We start from the raw sequence: 18,517 nt of genomic DNA, 5'->3' as shown, positions 1-18,517 counted from the left end.
TCACAACATAATGGTTGCTTTCTAACACTTAGAAGCAACCATTATGCTTTAATTTAAGCTTATGGAATTAAAAAGAGTAGTTGTAACAGGTCTTGGCGCAGTTACGCCAGTGGGCAACACTCCTGAAGAGATGTGGAATAACCTGCTCAACGGAGTTAGCGGCGCAGCACCTATTACAAGTTTCGATACAACAAATTTTAAGACTAAGTTCGCTTGTGAGGTAAAGAACCTCAACGTGAACGATTTCCTGGACCGCAAAGAGGCACGTAAGATGGACCGCTACACTCAGCTGGCCCTGATTGCTGCTAAGCAGGCTGTTGAAGACAGCGGCATGGATCTGGAGACAGAAGACAAGAACCGTATCGGCGTGGTTTACGGCGTAGGTATCGGTGGAATTAAGACCTTCGAGGACGAAGTAAAATACTACGGTGTTCACGAAGCCGATGGTCCTAAGTTCAACCCCTTCTTCATCCCCAAGATGATTGCTGATATCGCAGCTGGTCAGATTTCAATCATGTATGGCTTCCATGGCCCCAACTATATCACCGCTTCTGCTTGTGCATCTTCTTCAAACGCACTGGCCGACGCCTTCAACCTGATTCGCTTGGGTAAGGCTAACGCTATCGTTGCTGGTGGTGCCGAGGCTGCTATCTGCGCTACTGGCGTAGGTGGTTTCAACGCCATGCATGCCCTTTCTACACGCAACGACGAGCCAGAGAAAGCCAGCCGTCCATTCAGCGCCAGCCGCGATGGATTCATCATGGCCGAGGGTTCTGGTTGCTTGATCCTGGAGGAGCTGGAGCACGCTAAGGCTCGTGGCGCTAAGATCTATGCTGAGATGGTAGGTGCTGGCATGAGCGCTGACGCTCACCACATCACTGCTTCTCACCCCGAGGGTCTGGGCGCTAAGCTCGTGATGCAGAACGCTCTTGAGGACGCAGGCATGAAGCCTGAGGACATCGACTACATCAATGTACACGGTACTTCTACCCACGTTGGTGATATCTCTGAGGCCAAGGCCATCAAGGAGGTATTCGGCGATGCTGCCTATAAGCTCAACATCTCTTCTACCAAGTCAATGACTGGTCACCTGCTGGGTGCCGCTGGTGCTGTTGAGGCAATGGCTACCGTTCTGGCTATTAAGAACGATATCATTCCTCCAACCATCAACCACGAGGAGGGAGATGAGGATCCTGAGATTGATTACAACCTGAACTTCACATTCAACAAGGCTCAGAAGCGTGTGGTACGTGCTGGTCTCAGCAATACCTTCGGCTTTGGTGGTCATAATGCCTGTGTAGTATTCAAGAAGTATGAGGCTTAATAACATCATTGATAGAATCAAGCTCCCTTTCCGCAAGGAGAAGGAGCTTTTTTCTTCTCTTTATGAGATACTGGGATTCTACCCCCACAACATCGAGTATTACAAGATGGCGCTGATGCACAAGAGCATCCGCAAGCGCAACGACAAGGGCAAGCCGCTGAACAATGAGCGACTGGAGTTCCTGGGCGATGCCATACTCGACGCTGCTGTGGGTTACATCGTTTACCGTCACTACGAGGGTAAGCGCGAGGGATTCCTGACCAACACACGATCGAAACTCGTCAGCCGCGAAACGCTTGGAAAGTTAGCCACCGAGATGCGATTGAGCAATCTGCTGATCTCAGCAGGTCATTCAACCTCGCACAACAGCTATGTTGAGGGAAATGCTTTCGAGGCGTTGGTAGGTGCCATTTATCTGGATCGTGGCTACGAGGCTTGCCTGTGGTTCTTCGAGAATCAGGTGCTGGGCAAGTTTATTGATATAGACAAGGTAGCATTCAAGGAGGTCAACTTCAAGTCGAAACTCCTTGAGTGGAGCCAGAAGAATCGTGTACGTTTGGAGTATAAGCTCACCAAACAGAAGAAAGACGAGAACGGCAGCCCTGTGTTTACCTATATGGTACAGATTGAGGGCGTGAGTGGCGAGAGTGGTTCTGGCTATTCGAAGAAAGAGGCGCAGCAGAAGGCTTCGAAAGACACCCTGCAGCGCCTGAAGCGCGAACCTCAGTTTGTGGATGCCGTATTTGCCGCCAAGACCGCTCGCACCCAGATGGAAGAAGAGCCGGCAATGGCTGTGCCCGATCCAGAGAAGGAGCAGCAGAACTTTATCATCGAGCAACAGGAACCAGTAGAAGAGGTTGCAGTAAAACCTGCTAAGAAGTCCACGAAAGCTCCAACCATCGATTTATCAGAAAAGGAATTCGATCTTTCAGACATCTCGCACAAAGAGAAATCGCGTGAGGATATCATAGCCGAAGCTGAAGCAGCTGCTTTCGCAGACGATTAAATAAAAAAGAGGTTTTTTCAACCTCTTTTTTTTATTGTCCTGTAAACTTTCCAACGAACAAGATAACGCCCGATGAAGCTTCTCTAATCACATAAACAAATGGGCGATTAGCGTGGAAGGTAGCCTTGGGATATTCCACAGGCTCTATAGAAGATGTGTATTTTGTTCCTGCTATGGTAACTGCCGCTGCTTCAGAACCTTCCTCATTAACCTTGATTTTCGCCTTCTGACGCATCATAGAGATATAGACTCCACTTTGCTCACACATATTGGGAATCTCTGCAAAATCGCTGTCGAAAGCGAGATTTATGCCCATCTGCTTGAGCAAGCCGATAAGACCGATGGATAATTCATCTGTGTCAGAGTCGGTTTCAAAGCGTGGCAGTTTCAAATCTGTCTCGTAAGGTTGATAGATATCACCCATCGTTCCACAGAATCCATACCCCTCTAACTTACCTCGTTTCGAAATACGACTGATAATGTCGTCGGTGGTCTTACCTTCTTCCGGCAGCATCACCGTCATTCGCCAACTACCATTTCCATAAGGCATCTCGATAGCGCTATATGTTTCATTCTCCAAATAATTGATCAGCACATTCTGGTGCATCAGCGGCAACTTCTTACGACCTTTATCCGTGGTAAAAGTTTCTTCCTTCGTATTCTTCTGGTCGAACTTCGAAGCCCAGTCTGCTTTGAAATAGATGGCATTAAGCAGATAAGTAACTACATTAGGATCTATTTCATCCAGAATCTCAGGAATCATTTCATTAGTATGATCGCTTGCCCAACCATTGATGGTGCTGAGTGCTGAGTTCGAGGTAAAATCAAGATTCTCTGCCTTAGCATCATAATAGTTCTGCATATCCTGCTGATACTGTGACTTCAAGGTTGCTCTGTCCTGATTGACAAACAGCGCATTAGCTATGTTCAGTGTCACCTTGTTATCAACCTTTGGCAGCCCCTCAATCAGCTTCTTACAATAATCGTTAACAGCCTGGATACCTCCCTGCTGGAAGCCTAACGTCTGCTCCAGCTCTTGTTCCGTCTGTCCTACGGCAGCAGCGTTCACCATGCCTAATACATAGGTAATACTGAGTGGCGAGTAGATAAAGCTCTTGCCGCTCTGGTCTGCATCGTTCACTGTCTTCAGGAAGTTCAGTGTAAAACGGTTATTCTTGCTGGCAAATGCCTCCTGCTCTTGAGTCAACTTAATAGGCTCCGACTCAGACAGCATATTTACCACATGCTTGGTTTCGCCTAAGTCAATCTGCTCCTCTGATGAGGTGGTACACGATACCATCGCACTACTCAGCGCAAGGGCTGAAAAAACAATCAGGTTCTTTTTCATACTTACAACGTTTTTTGGGTTTCATTCTGCCTTAATAATGCACCCAAAAGGCAATTCTTGTATGGAATAATGTTAAAGAAACAAAAAAACTTGCCCGTGTCATACAAGATTTGAGTACTTTTGGCTTCTTATAATAGAACGCGAGCAGAAAATGGTCAATAATATCGTTGAACGTATACGTCGGAAAGACCAACGGGCGATGGGTGAGCTCTACCAGATGTACATCGGTGAGCTGTCATCGGTCTGCTACCGCTATATTCCTAATCGCGATGATGCGAAGGACGTGTTGCAGAACAGTTTTGTGAAGATATTCACATCTATCGCAACAATGGAGTATAGAGGCGAAGAAGCGTTCAAAGGCTGGCTCGTCAGGATAGTGGCCCACGAGGCACTATCATTCCTGAGGGAGAAAAAGAAACTGCAGTTCGTAGAGCAGGACGATACAAAGTTGCAACAAGCCCATATCGCAGATGAAGCTCCTGAAACAGAACGGATCTCAGCCGACCAGCTGCACCAATTGATCAGCGAACTGCCTGATGGCTATCGCACCGTGTTGAACCTCTATGTGTTCGAAAACTACTCTCATCGGCAAATAGCCGAACTACTAGGAATTAAGGAGAGTACATCAAGCTCTCAGCTACATTACGCCAAACAATGGCTGGCACGCAGAATAAAGGAATTAACGAACAAACAGGGATGAAAGAGGATTGGACTAAACAAATGAAGCAGAAGCTGGAAGGGCACGAGATGACGCCACCAGCCGGACTCTGGGAGGACATCAGTCAACAGATGGGCCTCGAGCCCAAGCCTGCCCCCAAGGTTACCTTCATGCGCCGATATTATTGGGCCGCTGCTGCAGTCGTTCTGGCACTTGTAGGCTTCTTTGCATTCTATCAGTTCGATGAGAACCAGAGTCAACCACAGCTTACAGCCCACAACAAGCCTGCTACTGCCACTCAGACAGATGATGTTGCTCAGACAGCTGACGTAGATTTGGCTGCTAATGTAGCTCAACCTTCAGCTACTGCTAAGCAGCCCAGACTGCTGGCTCATGCCTCTATCACCCCTAAGCAGGATATGAACAAGGCAGAAACGGTAGCAGCAGAGCCACAGCTGGAAACAGCAGAGGTCAGTCAGGAAGTAGCAGAGACCTCTCAGGAAATGGCAGAGACCAGTCAGGAGCCATCAAACGATAGCCCCATGGTGGCAGCGAGCCATCCAAAGCAGACCTATCTTCCAGATGTCAGCAAGCCTTACACAACCAGCTCGAAATCAGACGATTCTGGCCGTTGGACGATTGGACTCTCAGGGTCCAATGGCCTGTTGCTGGCTGCCAATAATAGCCTCCAGACACAAGAAAACGTCCCTCTCTACAATGATTTCTACAGCGACCCTGCCACTTATCTCAACGCCATCAACAAGTACTACGCTACCAACGAGATAAAAACTGTTCCGGACGTTGTCTATAAGCATCATATCCCAGTACGCTTCGGACTCTCGCTACAATACCAGCTCAGCGATCGTCTGTCGCTGCTCAGCGGTATCAGCTATACTTATCTGAAATCAGACATCAGCTCGCAACTCCTCGGTAGCCAGAGTATCAAACAGACACTCAGCTACTTTGGTATCCCTGTTGGCTTGTCGTGGAAGGTATGGTCGTCTCAGAACTTCCATGTCTATCTGACTGGCAGTACGCTGATAGAGAAGTGTATCGACGCAAACGTATCAGACGGCGACATCAATGAGCGCCCCTGGCAATGGTCTGTTAACGCCTCTGCTGGTGCAGAGTACAATATCACGCGCCAATTCGGCCTTTACTTAGAGCCATCGTTGGGCTATTACTTCAACGACGGCTCGTCATTGCAGCACTACTACAAAGAGCATCCGCTGGCCCCATCTATCCAATTCGGATTAAGATTACATCTTAAATGATAAAAAAACGAAAATTTTTCCCCCTTTACAACGGAATTGCGTAATTTTGCACGCAAAATATGCAATTTGAGAAATGAGTATCACTAAGATAGTAAGAAAAGTGTTCGAGCCCAGACAGCGGGAACTTGAACAACATTTCAACGGAGGTCAGGCCTTGCAGGAGGCTGTGCTGCGCCGACTGATGGCAGAGGCCAAGGATACAGAATACGGCCGCCAGCATGCTTTTGCATCTGTAAGAGGCTACGACGACTTCGTGAAGAATAACCCTGTTAATACCTACGAAGAACTGAAAGGTGCCATTGACCGTATGCGACACGGCGAGACTGATGTGCTGTGGCCAGGACGTGTAAAATGGTATGCCAAATCATCAGGAACCACCAACGACAAGTCGAAGTTCATCCCCGTCAGTCAAGAGGGACTGAAGCGTATGCACTATCGTGGCGGATTCGATGCGGTAGCCATGTATCTGCAGAACAATCCCAAGTCGAGAATGTTTGATGGAAAGGGCCTGATTCTGGGTGGTAGCCATGCACCCAACTATAATCTGAAAGATTCGCTGGTTGGCGACCTGAGCGCCATCCTCATCGAGAATATCAACCCACTGGTCAATCTGGTTCGTGTACCTAAGAAACAAACGGCGCTGCTGTCTGATTTCGAGATCAAACGCGATCGCATAGCCCGTGAGGCCATGAACAAGAATGTGACCAATCTTTCTGGCGTGCCTTCGTGGATGCTCTCTGTGCTCACCCGCATGATGGAGATTACAGGCAAAACGCATCTTGAAGAGATCTGGCCTAATATCGAAGTATTCTTCCACGGTGGTGTGGCCTTTACGCCATATCGCAAACAGTACGAGCAGCTCATCACCTCGCCCAACATGCACTATATGGAGACCTATAATGCCAGCGAAGGCTTCTTCGGACTGCAGAACGACCCAACGGATAAGTCGATGCTACTGATGCTCGACTACGATGTATTCTATGAGTTCATCCCCATGGATGGCGGCGACCCAGTACCCCTTTGGGGCGTAGAGACGGGTAAGAACTACGCGATGGTCATCTCGAATGCCTGCGGCTTGTGGCGCTACGAGATTGGCGACACCATCCAGTTCACCTCTACCAATCCTTATAAGTTCATCATCTCCGGTCGCACCAAGCATTTCATCAACGCCTTCGGCGAGGAGCTGATTGTGGATAATGCAGAGAAGGGACTGGCTTACGCTTGCGAACAGACTGGCGCCGAGGTATCAGAATACACAGCAGCTCCTGTGTTTATGGACCAGAACGCCAAGTGCCGCCATCAGTGGCTCATCGAGTTTAAGAAGCGTCCTGCCGACCTGCAGCTGTTCAGTGATTTGCTCGACAAGCATCTGCAGGAAATCAACAGCGACTACGAGGCCAAGCGCTACAAGGACATCACCCTGCAGCACCTCGAGATTGTTGAGGCACGTGAGAATCTCTTCAACGACTGGCTCAAGCTGAAAGGCAAGCTGGGCGGACAGCACAAGGTGCCTCGTCTCAGTAACTCGCGCGAACATATTGAACAATTATTGAAGTTGAACGCATGAAGAAACTCCTCTATATCTGCACTGTAGCGTTGGCTATGATAGGTTGCGCCCGTATGGGACAGCCCGATGGCGGATGGTACGACGACGACCCACCTAAGGTGATAGGTTGCACCCCAGCCGACCAGGCCACCAACGTCACAGCCAAGAAGATTACCATCCTTTTCGATGAGTATATCAAGCTGACCGATGCCAACAACAAGGTCATCGTGTCGCCTCCACAGCTCGAAGTGCCTGATATCAAGGCCGCGGGCAAGAAGATTGTGGTAGAACTGCAGGATTCGCTCATGGCGAACACCACCTATACCATCGACTTCAGCGATGCTATCAGTGATAACAACGAAGGCAACCCCATGGGCAGCTATACCTATAGCTTCTCTACAGGCGAGCGTATCGATACCTTCGAGGTATCGGGCTACGTGCTCGATGCCAGCAATCTCGAACCTATCAAAGGCATCATGGTCGGGCTCTATGCCGACCTGACTGATTCTGCCTTCCAGACCAAGCCTATGCTCCGCGTGTCGCGTACTGATGGTAGCGGCCACTTTGTGGTGAAAGGTGTGGCACCAGGCACCTATCGCGCCTATGCCCTACAGGATATGGACGGCGACTTCCGCTTCACCCAGAAGAGCGAGATGATAGCCTTCAACAAGCAGACATTCGAACCAAGCTCGAAGCCCGATGTACGTACTGATACAGTTTGGCGCGACTCGTTGCATATCGACGCGCTCATCCAAGTGCCCTACACCCACTTCCTGCCCGACGACATCACGCTGCTGGCTTTCACCCATGTGCAGACTGACAGGTTCCTTATCAAGACTGAACGTGTAGAGGCCAATAAATTCTCGATGTACTTCAGCTATGGTCATCCCGACCTGCCTGTCATCAAGGGCTTGAACTTCGACAGCAACGATGCCTTTGTTATCGAGACCAACGAGAAGCAGGACACTATCCACTACTGGTTGCGCGATACCACGCTGATCAATCAGGATACCCTCAGCATGGAAATCAGCTATCAGATTTCCGACTCTACAGGACTGCTCGTCAACCAGACGGATACCATCGAGGCGCTGGCCAAGACGCCCTACGAGAAACGTCTGAAAGCCCAAGCCAAGGAGATAGAGCAATGGCAGAAGGAGCAGGACAAGAAGAAGAAACGCGGCATGGAGTACGACTCCATCTGGCACGAGAAGCCATTGGAACCCAAATACGATGCCTCGCCATCGATGGATCCCGACAAGATAGTAAGGGTAGAGATGCCCACACCTCTGCAACGCTGCGATACAGCCGCTGTTCATCTCTATTCAATGATCGACTCGGTATGGTACGAGTCGGAATGCAAGATGGTTCCTATACCCAACCAGATTCGTCGTTACGAGATTCTGGCCGACTGGCGCCCAGGTATCGAGTACAGCCTTGAGGTCGACTCTGCCGCCTTCGAGGATATCTATGGCAAGGTGTCGAACGCCTACAAGCTGGGCATCAAGGTCAAGAGCGAAGACGAATACGGCACGCTGAAGCTCAACATCACAGGTGTAGAGGATTCGGCGATGGTGGTTCAGCTACTCAACGGCTCAGACAAGATTGTGAAACAGACCCGCGTAAAGAATCACGTGGCAGAGTTCTACTATCTCAAACCCGATAAGTACTACGTCAGCGCCTTTATCGACGAGAATGGCAATGGCATCTGGGATACGGGCAACTATGCCGAAGGTCGCCAGGCCGAAGCCGTCTATTACTATCCTCGCGAGATAGAGTGCAAGGCCAAGTGGGATGTATCGCAGAGCTGGAATGTTACTGGCACGCCTATCTACAAGCAAAAGCCTGCCAAGATCACCAAGCAGAAACCCGATGCAGCCAAGAAACTTAAGAACCGTAATGTGGAACGAGCCCGCAAGTTAGGTATCGAATACCTGAAGGATAAGGGCATAAACTTAGATAATAAGAAATGAAAAAGATAATCTTTTCGCTTTGTATGGCATTTGGCATGGCACTTTCAGCCCATGCCCAATGCGGCATCAACAATACCGCCTTCAAGAGCGGTGAGAGTCTGGAGTACGACCTCTACTTCAACTGGCAGTTCATCTGGGTGAAGGTCGGAACAGCACAGATGGACACCAAGACCACCAAGTTTGAGGGCAAGGAAGCCTGGAAGTCATACCTCATCACACGCGGTAACTCCAAACTCGACAAGTATTTCACCATGCGCGACACCCTGCTGTCGTACTGCAATCCCAACCTCTCACCCCTGTACTTCCGTAAGGGCGCCAGAGAGGGCAAGAGCTACTATGTAGATGAGATATGGTACAGCTATCCAGGTGGCAACTGCCAGCTGAAAAAGCACCGCATCACATCGCACGGCGATCACCTGTGGACCACCAGCACCTATCGCAACTGTATCTACGATATGATGTCTATCTTCCTGCGTGCCCGCAATTTCGATGCTTCGAAATTCAAGAAGGGACAGGTCATCCCCATGCCTATCAGCGATGCACACAACCTGAGCAACTCATGGCTGGAGTTTCGTGGGCGAGAGAACTTCAAGATGAATGGCACCAAGGAGAAATTCCGCTGCTTGGTCATGTCGTTCTATGAGCGCGAAGACGGCAAGAGCCACGAGCTCGTCCGTTTCTATATCACCGACGACCAGAACCACATCCCTGTGCGCCTCGACATGTTCCTCTCCTTCGGTAGCGCCAAGGCCTATCTGAAGAACTACAAAGGCGTACGCAGCCCCATGACCTCGAAACTTAATTAACATGCTATAAGCAAATCGCATATAATATATTACTTTAACAAAACTAAAAATGATTATGAAAAAACAAATTTTGTCGATGGTTGTCTTGATGTCAACCTCGTTGTGTTCTTTTGCACAGAATGGTGTAGGCAGTTGGAGCTTCATGCCAAAAGTTGGTCTTAACCTTGCTACAATGACGAATGATGCCGATGCAAAAACCCGTCCGGCATTTACCCTTGGTGGAGAGTTTAGCTACGAGGCTGCACCCAAGGTAGCGCTGTCGTTTGGCGCCATGTATTCTCAGCAGGGATGCAAAACCAATGTCCAAGGTGTAGATGGCACCATCAAGATGGACTACATCAACGTGCCTGTCATTGCTGCCGCTCGTGTTACTGATAACCTGTCGGTAAAGGTTGGCTTACAGCCTGGATTCCTGATCAACGACAAGGTTAAGATCAGTAACAATGGTGTTTCTGCAGAGGTAGGACTGGAGGAGTCGTACAAAAACGCAGGAATGGATGTAACACTTCACAAGTTCGATTTCTCGATTCCCGTTGGAATCTCGTATGATTTGAACAACGTTCAGTTGGAGCTTCGTTATTATGCTGGTTTAACGAAGGTTTTGTCAGTCCCATCAGGAGATGGTGTTAAGAACAGCGTCTTCCAGTTGACGATTGGTTACAAGTTTGGTTTGTAAATTATCACAGCAATAAACAGGGCCGGAGATCTCCGGCCCTGTAATATAAGGGGTATGATAAAACATTTCTTTAACAAAATATATTATGCCCATTTAAAAATTGAGAATGAAGTAAGGCTGACCAAAAGCAAAAGTGATTTCTCTTGGGGCATGATTATAGAAATCATTGCTGGTTTCGAACTTGGAATTGGTGCTTTCACAGCATCAATTCCTACTTATCTGTTTATTAGGAACTATTTCGACTACATAGTAGCAATTCCGTTTGCTGTGCTCTTGGAGGCGGACTATTATTCATGTTGAGTCTATTCCATATTTATGAACAATGAGGATGGTAATTACAATAGCCTGTCGAGATAATCGATAAAGTCGGTAAATCGCTGGTGCTTTGGGGAAGTGCCAGCGATGGGCAGGGAGACCTGCTGGGCACAATGGGTGGTGTAAGGACCAAACGAGTAGATGGGCACACAGATAGGCTCACCTTGCGCAGCTGCATAAGCCAGAATCTTAGACAACACATAAGCCTCGCCACCACTGGTAATAGCTATCGCGCTGATGGTACCACTACGCAGAGTATCTACCATTTCGGCATAATACTCCTCGCTCAAGGCTGTGGTACGATAGCAATAGATATAGGTCATGGCAGCGCCTGTTTGGTTAAGCGCACGCTGGAAATTGGTGATGGTTGGGGGAACAGGCATGCCACAGAACTTGGGCAACAGCACAGCAATACGCTTTGAAGCCAGTGACGACTGGCTCTGAAGCGCCTTCACAATCCCCATCATGCTGGGCTTGGCATCAGACAGAGCCGTAGAAACACCCAAAAGCTGACGAACAGCTTGCTGATCGTTGCCGATAGCAACAACCTTGCCCTCTAAAAGCAACCTATCTAAACCTGCTGATTCAAGCGCACGCACAGCCATGATGCTGGAACAGATAACGTAATCGTAAGCAGCCAACTGACTGCAAAACGACAGGAAGGTGCCCTCTGGCGGTAATAAAGCCGAACTGATAAGAGGCATCAGCATCTGTCGGAAACTGCACGAAGGCCTCTCGGCAAAGGCCTCATGTAATCGGGCATGATAGGTGTCAGGCGCCGAAAAAAGCACACGTCTTACCATCGGGCTAACATCTGATGAGGTTTGAAAACACGAATCACATAAACGAGGCTGACAAGGGCGATAGCCAGCTCGATGAGATAGAGACCACGATAGTCGAGCCACTCGCCAACGCCTCCCGATATAATCGAAATGAGCGACGAACTGAGATGAACCACCACTACCTGGATGGTGAAATCGGTTCCCTCACGCCCCTCGCGCACACAATCCATCGCCGTGGTATAAACCACGATTGAAGCAAAGGCATGGCACGTCTTGACCAGCAACAAACCACCCACCAGCATGGGCAGCGTGGGCGACGGCAGGAAAGTGAGCAACAGGAAATAGAGCGGCGCCATAACAATCATGACAGCCACCACCAAGCGGGCACGATACATGCCGATACGACGGATGAACACATGCGCCACCCAGGCCATCGCAAACGAGGTGGCTGTGCCCACCATACCAAACCACACGCCAATCTCCTTCATGTTATACCCCAGATCGACCATGTATGGACGTACATTGGCAATAATACCAATAATACCCATAAAGTAGAGCAGCAGGAACACCACATGGGGGATGATATCCTTGCGCGAGAAGAACCACATGAAGTCCATGAGTTTGGCACGCTGCTTGGGCGAACGGGGCTCGATATGAATCTTCTTGTTAAACTGCAAAGGCACCACCATGAACCAAGCCACCAATCCCAAAAGCGGGAACACCACGCTCCAGCCAAAATGGTCGAGCATCACAATGAAGATGCCACTACCCAGGAACGCACCTGCATAGCGTCCCATCGACTGCATACTGTTCACAGCACTATGGTCGCCCTTGCCGAAAGCACGTACAGCCAGGCCATCGGTGGCGATATCCTGCGTAGCAGATGCAAACATCGAGATAAACACCAGCACGAATATCAAGTAAATATCGGCTGAGATATCGAGAAATCCGATACACATGATAGACAGCGCATAGACCGACTCCATGAGCAGGATGAAACGACGGTAGTTGGAGAGATTGGCACACTGACGATCGACCATAGGCGCCCAGAGAAACTTGACGAGCCAGGGGATATGTACCAAATGCAGCAAGCCAATAGTGGCCAGGCCGTAATTGGCCTGGCGCATACTGACCTGCATGGCTGTTGTGATAAACGTAGATGGTATGAACTGCGCTATGTATAGGCAGAAAAACGTGGCGAGATTCAATCGGCGCACTTGATCGACGTTAGTGGTTGTTGCCATGTAGTATGGGGGTTAGAAATTAAGTTCGATGGTAGTTCCAAACATGAGAGGCTTGCCTGCCTGAGCATAGTTACCGCTTGACGACTTGAAGCCATAAGCCATATAGTTGGTGTCTGTCAGGTTCTTGCCCCACACCTCCCAGGTAACAATTCCCTTGGTGAAGGCCACCTTGGCATTGAGGGTGGTATAGAAGTCCTGACTCACGAGGTTATCCTCGGCCCAGTAGATACGACCCAGTCCGCGCAAACCAACATTGAACATCACACAATCCAGCCATCCTGTGGGGTTGATGGTGTAGTTGACATCGGCGCTCAGCGTATGGTTAGGAACCATGGGCAGGCGATTGTTGGTATAATCTACAGTAGCACTCTTCACATAAGAGAGGAAGCGGGCGTAGGTATAACCATAGTTAGCCGTGAGCTGCAAGCCCTTTACAGGACGTGCCACAACGTTCAGTTCGGCACCCTTACTATCAGTATGACCCGCGTTGGTGGTGATATTACCCACACCTGCAATAGTAGAGGTGATCTGCATGTGGCGCCAATCGATATAGAACAGGTCGGCACTCACTGTGAACAGATTGTTCAGCAAGTTAACGCTGGCACCCACCTCGTAGTTCCAACTATACTCTGGTTCATATGAACGCTGATCGGCAGTAGAGAACGATTTGTTGAAACCGCCTGGCTTATAACCACGTGTTACTGATATATAGTAGAGGTTATCCTCTGTGGTCTGGTACTGCAAGGTGAACTTAGGCGTTACCTGTGTAAAGTTCTTGGTACTCTCGAAGGATTCACCTGCTATTGATGGATCCTGGCTGGGCTCAACTAAGGTAAAACTGCCATCAGGCAGTGGCGAAACTTTTACTTTTAGATTTTCATAGTTGGTCTTAGCATGTTCATAATCAAAACGGATACCAGCAGTAGCCGAGAGGCCTCGCCATATGTTATAGGTGCTCTGGTGATACAGGGCCAGCGAACTGGTGGGAACACAATAGTTGGTGTGACTGAGCGAGCCTGCTGATGGTGAGAAGTTATCAACTGCACGATCCACATGTTCCATCATACCAAAGGCACCAACCACCCACTGGTAGCGGCTATCGTTATTAGATTTAAGGGTGAACTCCTGCGACACCATATTCTGATGGCGGGCATTCTCTACAAACGATTTGTCGTTGACAGTAAAGTCCTGATCGATAGCCTGCTTTGAGTTGATGTACTGGAATGAGGTCTGGCTATTGAAGCTGACTACAGGACCTGTATAGGTGACACCCAAACCAGTAGTGCTGACCAGACGACGGAATGAGCTATAGCGGTTGTACTTGATGTCCTGCAATGTATTGGTTGCCACATCCACAGGGACATAAGGATAGCCACCCTGATCGCTGTAAGCGAAGTTGCTGGTCAGGCGGACCAACCAGTTGTCGGCAGGCTTATAGTAAAGACCGATACGCTCCTCGGTCTCATTCATCTTGTCAACCTTTTCATTGAGATAGCTGTTACGGAAGGCACCATCATTGTGATGATAGAGGGCACCAAAGGTGAAGCCGAACTTATCTGACACCTTGGTATAATTAGAGATTTGTGTGCGCAGATCGTTATAGCGACCATAGCCCAAGCGCAAACGGGTGTTCTGATACTCCAATGGGTTGCGGGTGCTGATATTCACAATACCACCAATGGCATTACGTCCATAAAGCGTGCCTTGTGGTCCACGCAGCACTTCTACTGAGGCAATATCGCCCAGATCGCAATCAAACGAGAGGGGCTCATAGTATGGCATACCATCTACATAGAAGCCAATACCTGTACCATCCGACTTGTTACCCACGCCACGCACGAATACAGGGCAACTGGCTCGTGAGCCATAGTCGGGCATGTAGAAATTGGGGATGACAGCTGTCAGCTCCTTGATGCCAGTAATCTGCTGATTACTGATCTGACGAGCCGACAAGGCTGAGCGCGATGCGGGCACTACCTCGTATTTATTTGTTTTAAACGCGCTGACAACCACTTCGTCCAAGGCATAAGAGCGGGCTGTGGTTGTGTCAACTGTGTTGATTTCTGGTCCTTCTACGACCAGCATGGTTGTTAAAAGTAATCCTAAAAACATCATTCTAATATATTAATAATTGAATATAATCACATATGTTTGAACCACTCCGTCACGAACTGTACATTCTCGAGTGGTGTATCTTTGTGAAGCCCATGCCCCAGATTGAAGATATAATCAGGATGCTGGCTGAAGAACTGGGCATAAGTGCGCAACTGCTTTTCAATCACAGCCTGAGGGGCAAACAGTACACGAGGGTCCATATTGCCCTGAAGACCTAACTTTGCATCTACCAAACCGCGAGCTGCAGATAGCGGTGTCTGCCAGTCGATGCTTACAAAGTCGCAATCTTCAAGACTAAGCATCTGGATCCCAGCCCCAAAGCCCTTAGGGAAGAAGATGACAGGTAAGCCGTGCTGACGGGCTGCCGCTGTGATACGACGTACAAACGGCAGAACCACTTCCTGATAGAGTTCGGCAGGGATGACACTCGCAAACGATTCGAAAATCTGGAATGCATCGATACCATGCTGAGCCTGCAAATGCACATAGGTCTCGCTGGCGCTGGTCAGAGCCTCGAACAGTTGGAGCGACTCCTCACGATGCGTATAGAGATAGCGCACCACCTCTGTAAACTGCAGACTACGATCGCGCCCAGCCAACATATAGCAAAGGCAGGTGAGTGGCCCACCACAGAAACCTATCACAGGCGTATCGCCAACCTTCTGTCGCCGAATCTCATCAAGCGTGTCGGCCACGTGATTCAGATGCGACGCATTAAAACTCAACACTGCTGCAGGATGCTCCACACCAATGAGTGGACGAGGGAAAGCAGGTCCTTCACTGGTCCATTCCACCTCGACACCTAAAGCTTCAGGAATCACTAAGATATCGCTGAACAAGATGGCTGCGTCCATACCCATATCGGCGATTGGCATCAGCGTAACCTCGGCAGCCAACTTGGCATCGGCCATGATAGAACGGAAAGGATGCGTTTGAGTGAGATGGCGATAGCGGGGCAATACGCGACCAGCCTGTCGCATCATCCATACAGGAGGGCGACAGGCTGGTTGGTGATTGATAACCGCAAAAAATGGATTGCTATGCATATATTTTCGTTTTCTGTGTTCGATACCTTCAAATTTGCGGGGGCAAAGGTACGACTATTCAGAAAACTGTGCAATCCCTATAAATATGGATTTTTACGGATTATTTCTTGTTTTTTGTCTCGAAATCGGCTATTTTCTTCAAATAATAGGCGCGCAGGTCCTTCCAACTGTAGTAAGGCCACTGGTTGGTAGCGATAGGCAGATAAGCCTCGCGCTCGTTCAACAGAGCCTTCACTAAGATATCGCCTGTCTTACCCTTCTTAGGGCGATAGAAGATGAGCTGGATATTGCAACCCATAGGGAAGATGCGATAGTTACGCCAATACTTATCGAGTTCGTCGAGATTGTTGATTACCATACCACAATTGTCGAGTTCCAGCAGACAGGCAAGAGGCATCACGCACACCTCATGACCAAAGCGTAGGGTAGCCTGAGTCTGGGTAACAGTATCGGCTGTAGCAATGATATTCTTCAGCAGATTGAGCTGACTAAAAGGCATGACACCACCAGAAACTGGCGATGCGCCATAGTCGAGATACCAACCGATGTTGTTGAGTCGCCACAGATCGTACACCTCTTCGTCAGTAAACAGCGAGAAGAGCTCCAGATCAGTATCATGGCTCTGGAAGTTACAAGCCACATGGAACAGCTGGCGCATCAATGACGAGGCGCTTACATTGTTATATACGTAAGCCTGATCGTTAAAGAGCTGTTTCATCAGGCGCTCTGGGTGGGTATATTTCATCGTATAGTCGCGCTCCTCTTTGCCGCCCGTCTTACTCTGTTCTCTAACAATGCCGTCCCAAGGCTGATTCAGGTAATACTGCAGACTCTCGCTCACATCGTTATGAATCTGGGCTGTGGGATTGGCAGCAGCCAACTCCTCGCACTCGGCAATCATTGAGAGAATGCAACGGTTCACAACGGTGCTACGGGCATCTATCTTCAGATTTTTTGTTTTAAAAATCTCTGGAAAGTTCTGCACCATACGCTTTCCAATACCATGATGCTGGCGCTCGCCAACGGTAGTCAGGTCGCCCAGTCGTTTGTCGGCTGTAGCATAGATGGCTTCGATAGTTGCAAGTGTTTTCTCGCCCAGCGATGTAAGTTTACCTTGCTCCTTAGCGGCCTTCAGCGTTGCAAGGGGCTTAGAATAGTTGCCATCGCTGATGAGCCAACGTGAACCATGACGTCCATAGTGGCTCATATAGAATGGTTCGTAGTTCTTGGGACTGGGCGTCAGCGGTTTGTCTGAAAGCTGACGATCGTAGTCCAAATAGTTACTACCTGCCAGAAAGCGGTTGGCAGCAATCTCATCTTTAGCCGAAGTCTCAAAAACAGGTGCCTGCTGCGCCTGTACCGCCATCGAAAATCCGATAGCAAGAATTAATAGTTTTCGTTTCATTTTCTTACAATATTTGATAATCTCGTGCAAAGATAAGCAATTATTTGGAAAATTGCAATTTTATTTGGTTTTTCACGTAGTTATTCGTACCTTTGCAGCCAAATATTATTAAATAGGTATAGCATGATACAATCGATGACAGGTTACGGCAAGGCAGTCGTAGCGTTTAAGGAAAAGAAGATTCACGTAGAAATCAAGTCGCTGAACTCTAAGCAGTTGGACTTGAACACACGTATTGCGCCACTCTATCGTGAGAAAGAGATGGAAATGCGCCAGATGGTGGCCGAAGCTCTGATCCGCGGAAAGGTGGATATGAGCGTATGGGTTGAGAAGGATATGGCTGTTGACCCAACACCCATCAACGCCCAGTTGGTGGAGAACTACTATCAGCAGATTAAGGTCATATCAGACAAGACAGGCATCCCTGCTCCTGAGGATTGGTTCGTTACCCTGCTCCGCATGCCAGACGTCATGACTAAGACTGACGTAGAAGAGCTGGACGAAGATGAGTGGGCTGTAGTAAAAGGTGGCGTAGCCGAAGCCCTGAAGAACCTGGTTGACTTCCGTACCCAGGAAGGTGCAGCCTTACAGAAGAAGTTTACTGAGAAGATTGATAATATTGCCAAGCTGATGGGCGAGATTGAGCCATACGAGAAGAGTCGCGTTGAGAAAATCAGAGCACGTATCGTAGATGGCTTGCAGCAGATTCCAACAGCCGAATATGATAAGAACCGCCTGGAGCAGGAGCTGATTTACTATATCGAGAAGCTGGACATCAGCGAGGAGAAGCAGCGACTGACCAACCACCTGAAATACTTCCGCGATACGATGAACGAGCCTGCCGGACAGGGTAAGAAGTTGGGCTTTATCGCTCAAGAAATGGGTCGCGAAATCAATACAACCGGTTCGAAGAGTAATCAGGCCGAGATGCAGAACATCGTGGTTAAGATGAAGGACGAGCTGGAGCAGATTAAGGAACAGGTTCTTAACGCACTTTAAACG

General features: G+C 48.9%; 16 protein-coding genes. 10 read left to right on the top strand and 6 right to left on the bottom strand.

Translation table 11 applies throughout. From position 1 onward, the window contains the following. Nucleotides 1-61 precede the first annotated feature (61 nt). Both fabF and rnc read left to right on the top strand, forming a co-directional pair. Nucleotides 62-1,324: a beta-ketoacyl-ACP synthase II gene (fabF, locus tag T495_RS0102710; protein WP_028902635.1), complete on the top strand. Its 1,263-nt coding sequence runs from the start codon at nt 62-64 to the stop codon at nt 1,322-1,324. Beyond that, the gene (gene rnc / locus T495_RS0102705) at nt 1,314-2,330 is read left to right on the top strand and encodes a ribonuclease III (protein WP_028902636.1); all 1,017 of its coding nucleotides are present in this window, start codon (nt 1,314-1,316) and stop codon (nt 2,328-2,330) included. The genes fabF and rnc overlap by 11 nt, the downstream gene beginning before the upstream one ends. Before the next feature lie 31 nt (nt 2,331-2,361). On the opposite strand, the gene T495_RS0102700 is transcribed toward rnc, so the two are convergent. After that, the gene (locus T495_RS0102700) at nt 2,362-3,678 is read right to left on the bottom strand and encodes a serpin family protein (protein WP_033147480.1); all 1,317 of its coding nucleotides are present in this window, start codon (nt 3,676-3,678) and stop codon (nt 2,362-2,364) included. Between the two features lie 151 nt (nt 3,679-3,829). Between T495_RS0102700 and T495_RS0102695 the strand changes: the two genes are divergently transcribed. From T495_RS0102695 to T495_RS0102665, 7 genes are all read left to right on the top strand, one after another. Next, nucleotides 3,830-4,378, top strand: coding sequence for an RNA polymerase sigma factor (locus T495_RS0102695; RefSeq protein WP_033147479.1), 549 nt, complete (start codon nt 3,830-3,832; stop codon nt 4,376-4,378). A 20-nt stretch (nt 4,379-4,398) separates the two neighbouring features. After that, nucleotides 4,399-5,610, top strand: a complete 1,212-nt coding sequence (locus T495_RS15025; RefSeq protein ID WP_197020322.1) for an outer membrane beta-barrel protein — start codon at nt 4,399-4,401, stop codon at nt 5,608-5,610. 73 nt (nt 5,611-5,683) lie between these two features. After that, entirely contained in the window at nt 5,684-7,177 is a 1,494-nt protein-coding gene (locus T495_RS0102685; RefSeq protein WP_033147478.1) for a GH3 auxin-responsive promoter family protein, read from the top strand. Beyond that, entirely contained in the window at nt 7,174-9,126 is a 1,953-nt protein-coding gene (locus T495_RS0102680) for an Ig-like domain-containing protein (protein WP_033147477.1), read from the top strand. Before T495_RS0102685 ends, T495_RS0102680 begins: the two co-directional genes overlap by 4 nt. Beyond that, nucleotides 9,123-9,932: a DUF3108 domain-containing protein gene (locus tag T495_RS0102675; RefSeq protein ID WP_028902641.1), complete on the top strand. Its 810-nt coding sequence runs from the start codon at nt 9,123-9,125 to the stop codon at nt 9,930-9,932. The genes T495_RS0102680 and T495_RS0102675 overlap by 4 nt, the downstream gene beginning before the upstream one ends. A 55-nt stretch (nt 9,933-9,987) precedes the next feature. Next, complete coding sequence (locus T495_RS0102670) at nt 9,988-10,608, top strand: porin family protein (protein WP_028902642.1); 621 nt, start codon at nt 9,988-9,990, stop codon at nt 10,606-10,608. A gap of 54 nt (nt 10,609-10,662) precedes the next feature. Continuing rightward, the gene (locus T495_RS0102665; protein ID WP_033147476.1) at nt 10,663-10,908 is read left to right on the top strand and encodes a hypothetical protein; all 246 of its coding nucleotides are present in this window, start codon (nt 10,663-10,665) and stop codon (nt 10,906-10,908) included. Between the two features lie 35 nt (nt 10,909-10,943). Here T495_RS0102665 and T495_RS0102660 read toward each other — a convergent pair whose 3' ends face one another. From T495_RS0102660 to T495_RS0102640, 5 genes are all read right to left on the bottom strand, one after another. Beyond that, on the bottom strand, nt 10,944-11,726 hold the full coding sequence (locus T495_RS0102660) for a uroporphyrinogen-III synthase (protein ID WP_081831976.1): 783 nt from the start codon (nt 11,724-11,726) through the stop codon (nt 10,944-10,946). Beyond that, nucleotides 11,720-12,949 carry an MFS transporter gene (locus T495_RS0102655; protein ID WP_033147474.1) on the bottom strand — a complete coding sequence of 410 codons (1,230 nt, stop codon included), beginning with the start codon at nt 12,947-12,949 and terminating at the stop codon, nt 11,720-11,722. Before T495_RS0102655 ends, T495_RS0102660 begins: the two co-directional genes overlap by 7 nt. A gap of 12 nt (nt 12,950-12,961) precedes the next feature. Further along, nucleotides 12,962-15,061: a TonB-dependent receptor gene (locus tag T495_RS0102650; protein WP_033147681.1), complete on the bottom strand. Its 2,100-nt coding sequence runs from the start codon at nt 15,059-15,061 to the stop codon at nt 12,962-12,964. A gap of 29 nt (nt 15,062-15,090) precedes the next feature. Then, entirely contained in the window at nt 15,091-16,110 is a 1,020-nt protein-coding gene (gene hemE / locus T495_RS0102645) for a uroporphyrinogen decarboxylase (RefSeq protein ID WP_033147473.1), read from the bottom strand. Between the two features lie 100 nt (nt 16,111-16,210). Continuing rightward, the gene (locus T495_RS0102640) at nt 16,211-17,515 is read right to left on the bottom strand and encodes a histidine-type phosphatase (RefSeq protein WP_033147472.1); all 1,305 of its coding nucleotides are present in this window, start codon (nt 17,513-17,515) and stop codon (nt 16,211-16,213) included. Between the two features lie 123 nt (nt 17,516-17,638). On the opposite strand from T495_RS0102640, the gene T495_RS15760 reads away from it, so the two are divergent. Beyond that, nucleotides 17,639-18,514, top strand: a complete 876-nt coding sequence (locus tag T495_RS15760) for a YicC/YloC family endoribonuclease (RefSeq protein WP_033147471.1) — start codon at nt 17,639-17,641, stop codon at nt 18,512-18,514. Nucleotides 18,515-18,517: the final 3 nt, after the last annotated feature.

Source organism: Prevotella sp. P6B1, from assembly GCF_000702825.1.
Classification (GTDB): Bacteria; Bacteroidota; Bacteroidia; order Bacteroidales; family Bacteroidaceae; genus Prevotella.
This window is presented reverse-complemented; position numbering and strand designations above follow the sequence as displayed.

Coding starts and splice junctions, on each gene's coding strand:
- T495_RS0102665 (WP_033147476.1), top strand. CDS start 10,663: ATGATAAAACATTTCTTTAACAAAATATATTATGCCCATTTAAAAATT.
- T495_RS0102670 (WP_028902642.1), top strand. CDS start 9,988: ATGAAAAAACAAATTTTGTCGATGGTTGTCTTGATGTCAACCTCGTTG.
- hemE (WP_033147473.1), bottom strand. CDS start 16,110: ATGCATAGCAATCCATTTTTTGCGGTTATCAATCACCAACCAGCCTGT.
- T495_RS0102660 (WP_081831976.1), bottom strand. CDS start 11,726: ATGGTAAGACGTGTGCTTTTTTCGGCGCCTGACACCTATCATGCCCGA.
- T495_RS15025 (WP_197020322.1), top strand. CDS start 4,399: ATGAAGCAGAAGCTGGAAGGGCACGAGATGACGCCACCAGCCGGACTC.
- T495_RS0102680 (WP_033147477.1), top strand. CDS start 7,174: ATGAAGAAACTCCTCTATATCTGCACTGTAGCGTTGGCTATGATAGGT.
- T495_RS15760 (WP_033147471.1), top strand. CDS start 17,639: ATGATACAATCGATGACAGGTTACGGCAAGGCAGTCGTAGCGTTTAAG.
- T495_RS0102700 (WP_033147480.1), bottom strand. CDS start 3,678: ATGAAAAAGAACCTGATTGTTTTTTCAGCCCTTGCGCTGAGTAGTGCG.
- fabF (WP_028902635.1), top strand. CDS start 62: ATGGAATTAAAAAGAGTAGTTGTAACAGGTCTTGGCGCAGTTACGCCA.
- T495_RS0102640 (WP_033147472.1), bottom strand. CDS start 17,515: ATGAAACGAAAACTATTAATTCTTGCTATCGGATTTTCGATGGCGGTA.
- T495_RS0102655 (WP_033147474.1), bottom strand. CDS start 12,949: ATGGCAACAACCACTAACGTCGATCAAGTGCGCCGATTGAATCTCGCC.
- T495_RS0102685 (WP_033147478.1), top strand. CDS start 5,684: ATGAGTATCACTAAGATAGTAAGAAAAGTGTTCGAGCCCAGACAGCGG.
- T495_RS0102695 (WP_033147479.1), top strand. CDS start 3,830: ATGGTCAATAATATCGTTGAACGTATACGTCGGAAAGACCAACGGGCG.
- rnc (WP_028902636.1), top strand. CDS start 1,314: ATGAGGCTTAATAACATCATTGATAGAATCAAGCTCCCTTTCCGCAAG.
- T495_RS0102650 (WP_033147681.1), bottom strand. CDS start 15,061: ATGTTTTTAGGATTACTTTTAACAACCATGCTGGTCGTAGAAGGACCA.
- T495_RS0102675 (WP_028902641.1), top strand. CDS start 9,123: ATGAAAAAGATAATCTTTTCGCTTTGTATGGCATTTGGCATGGCACTT.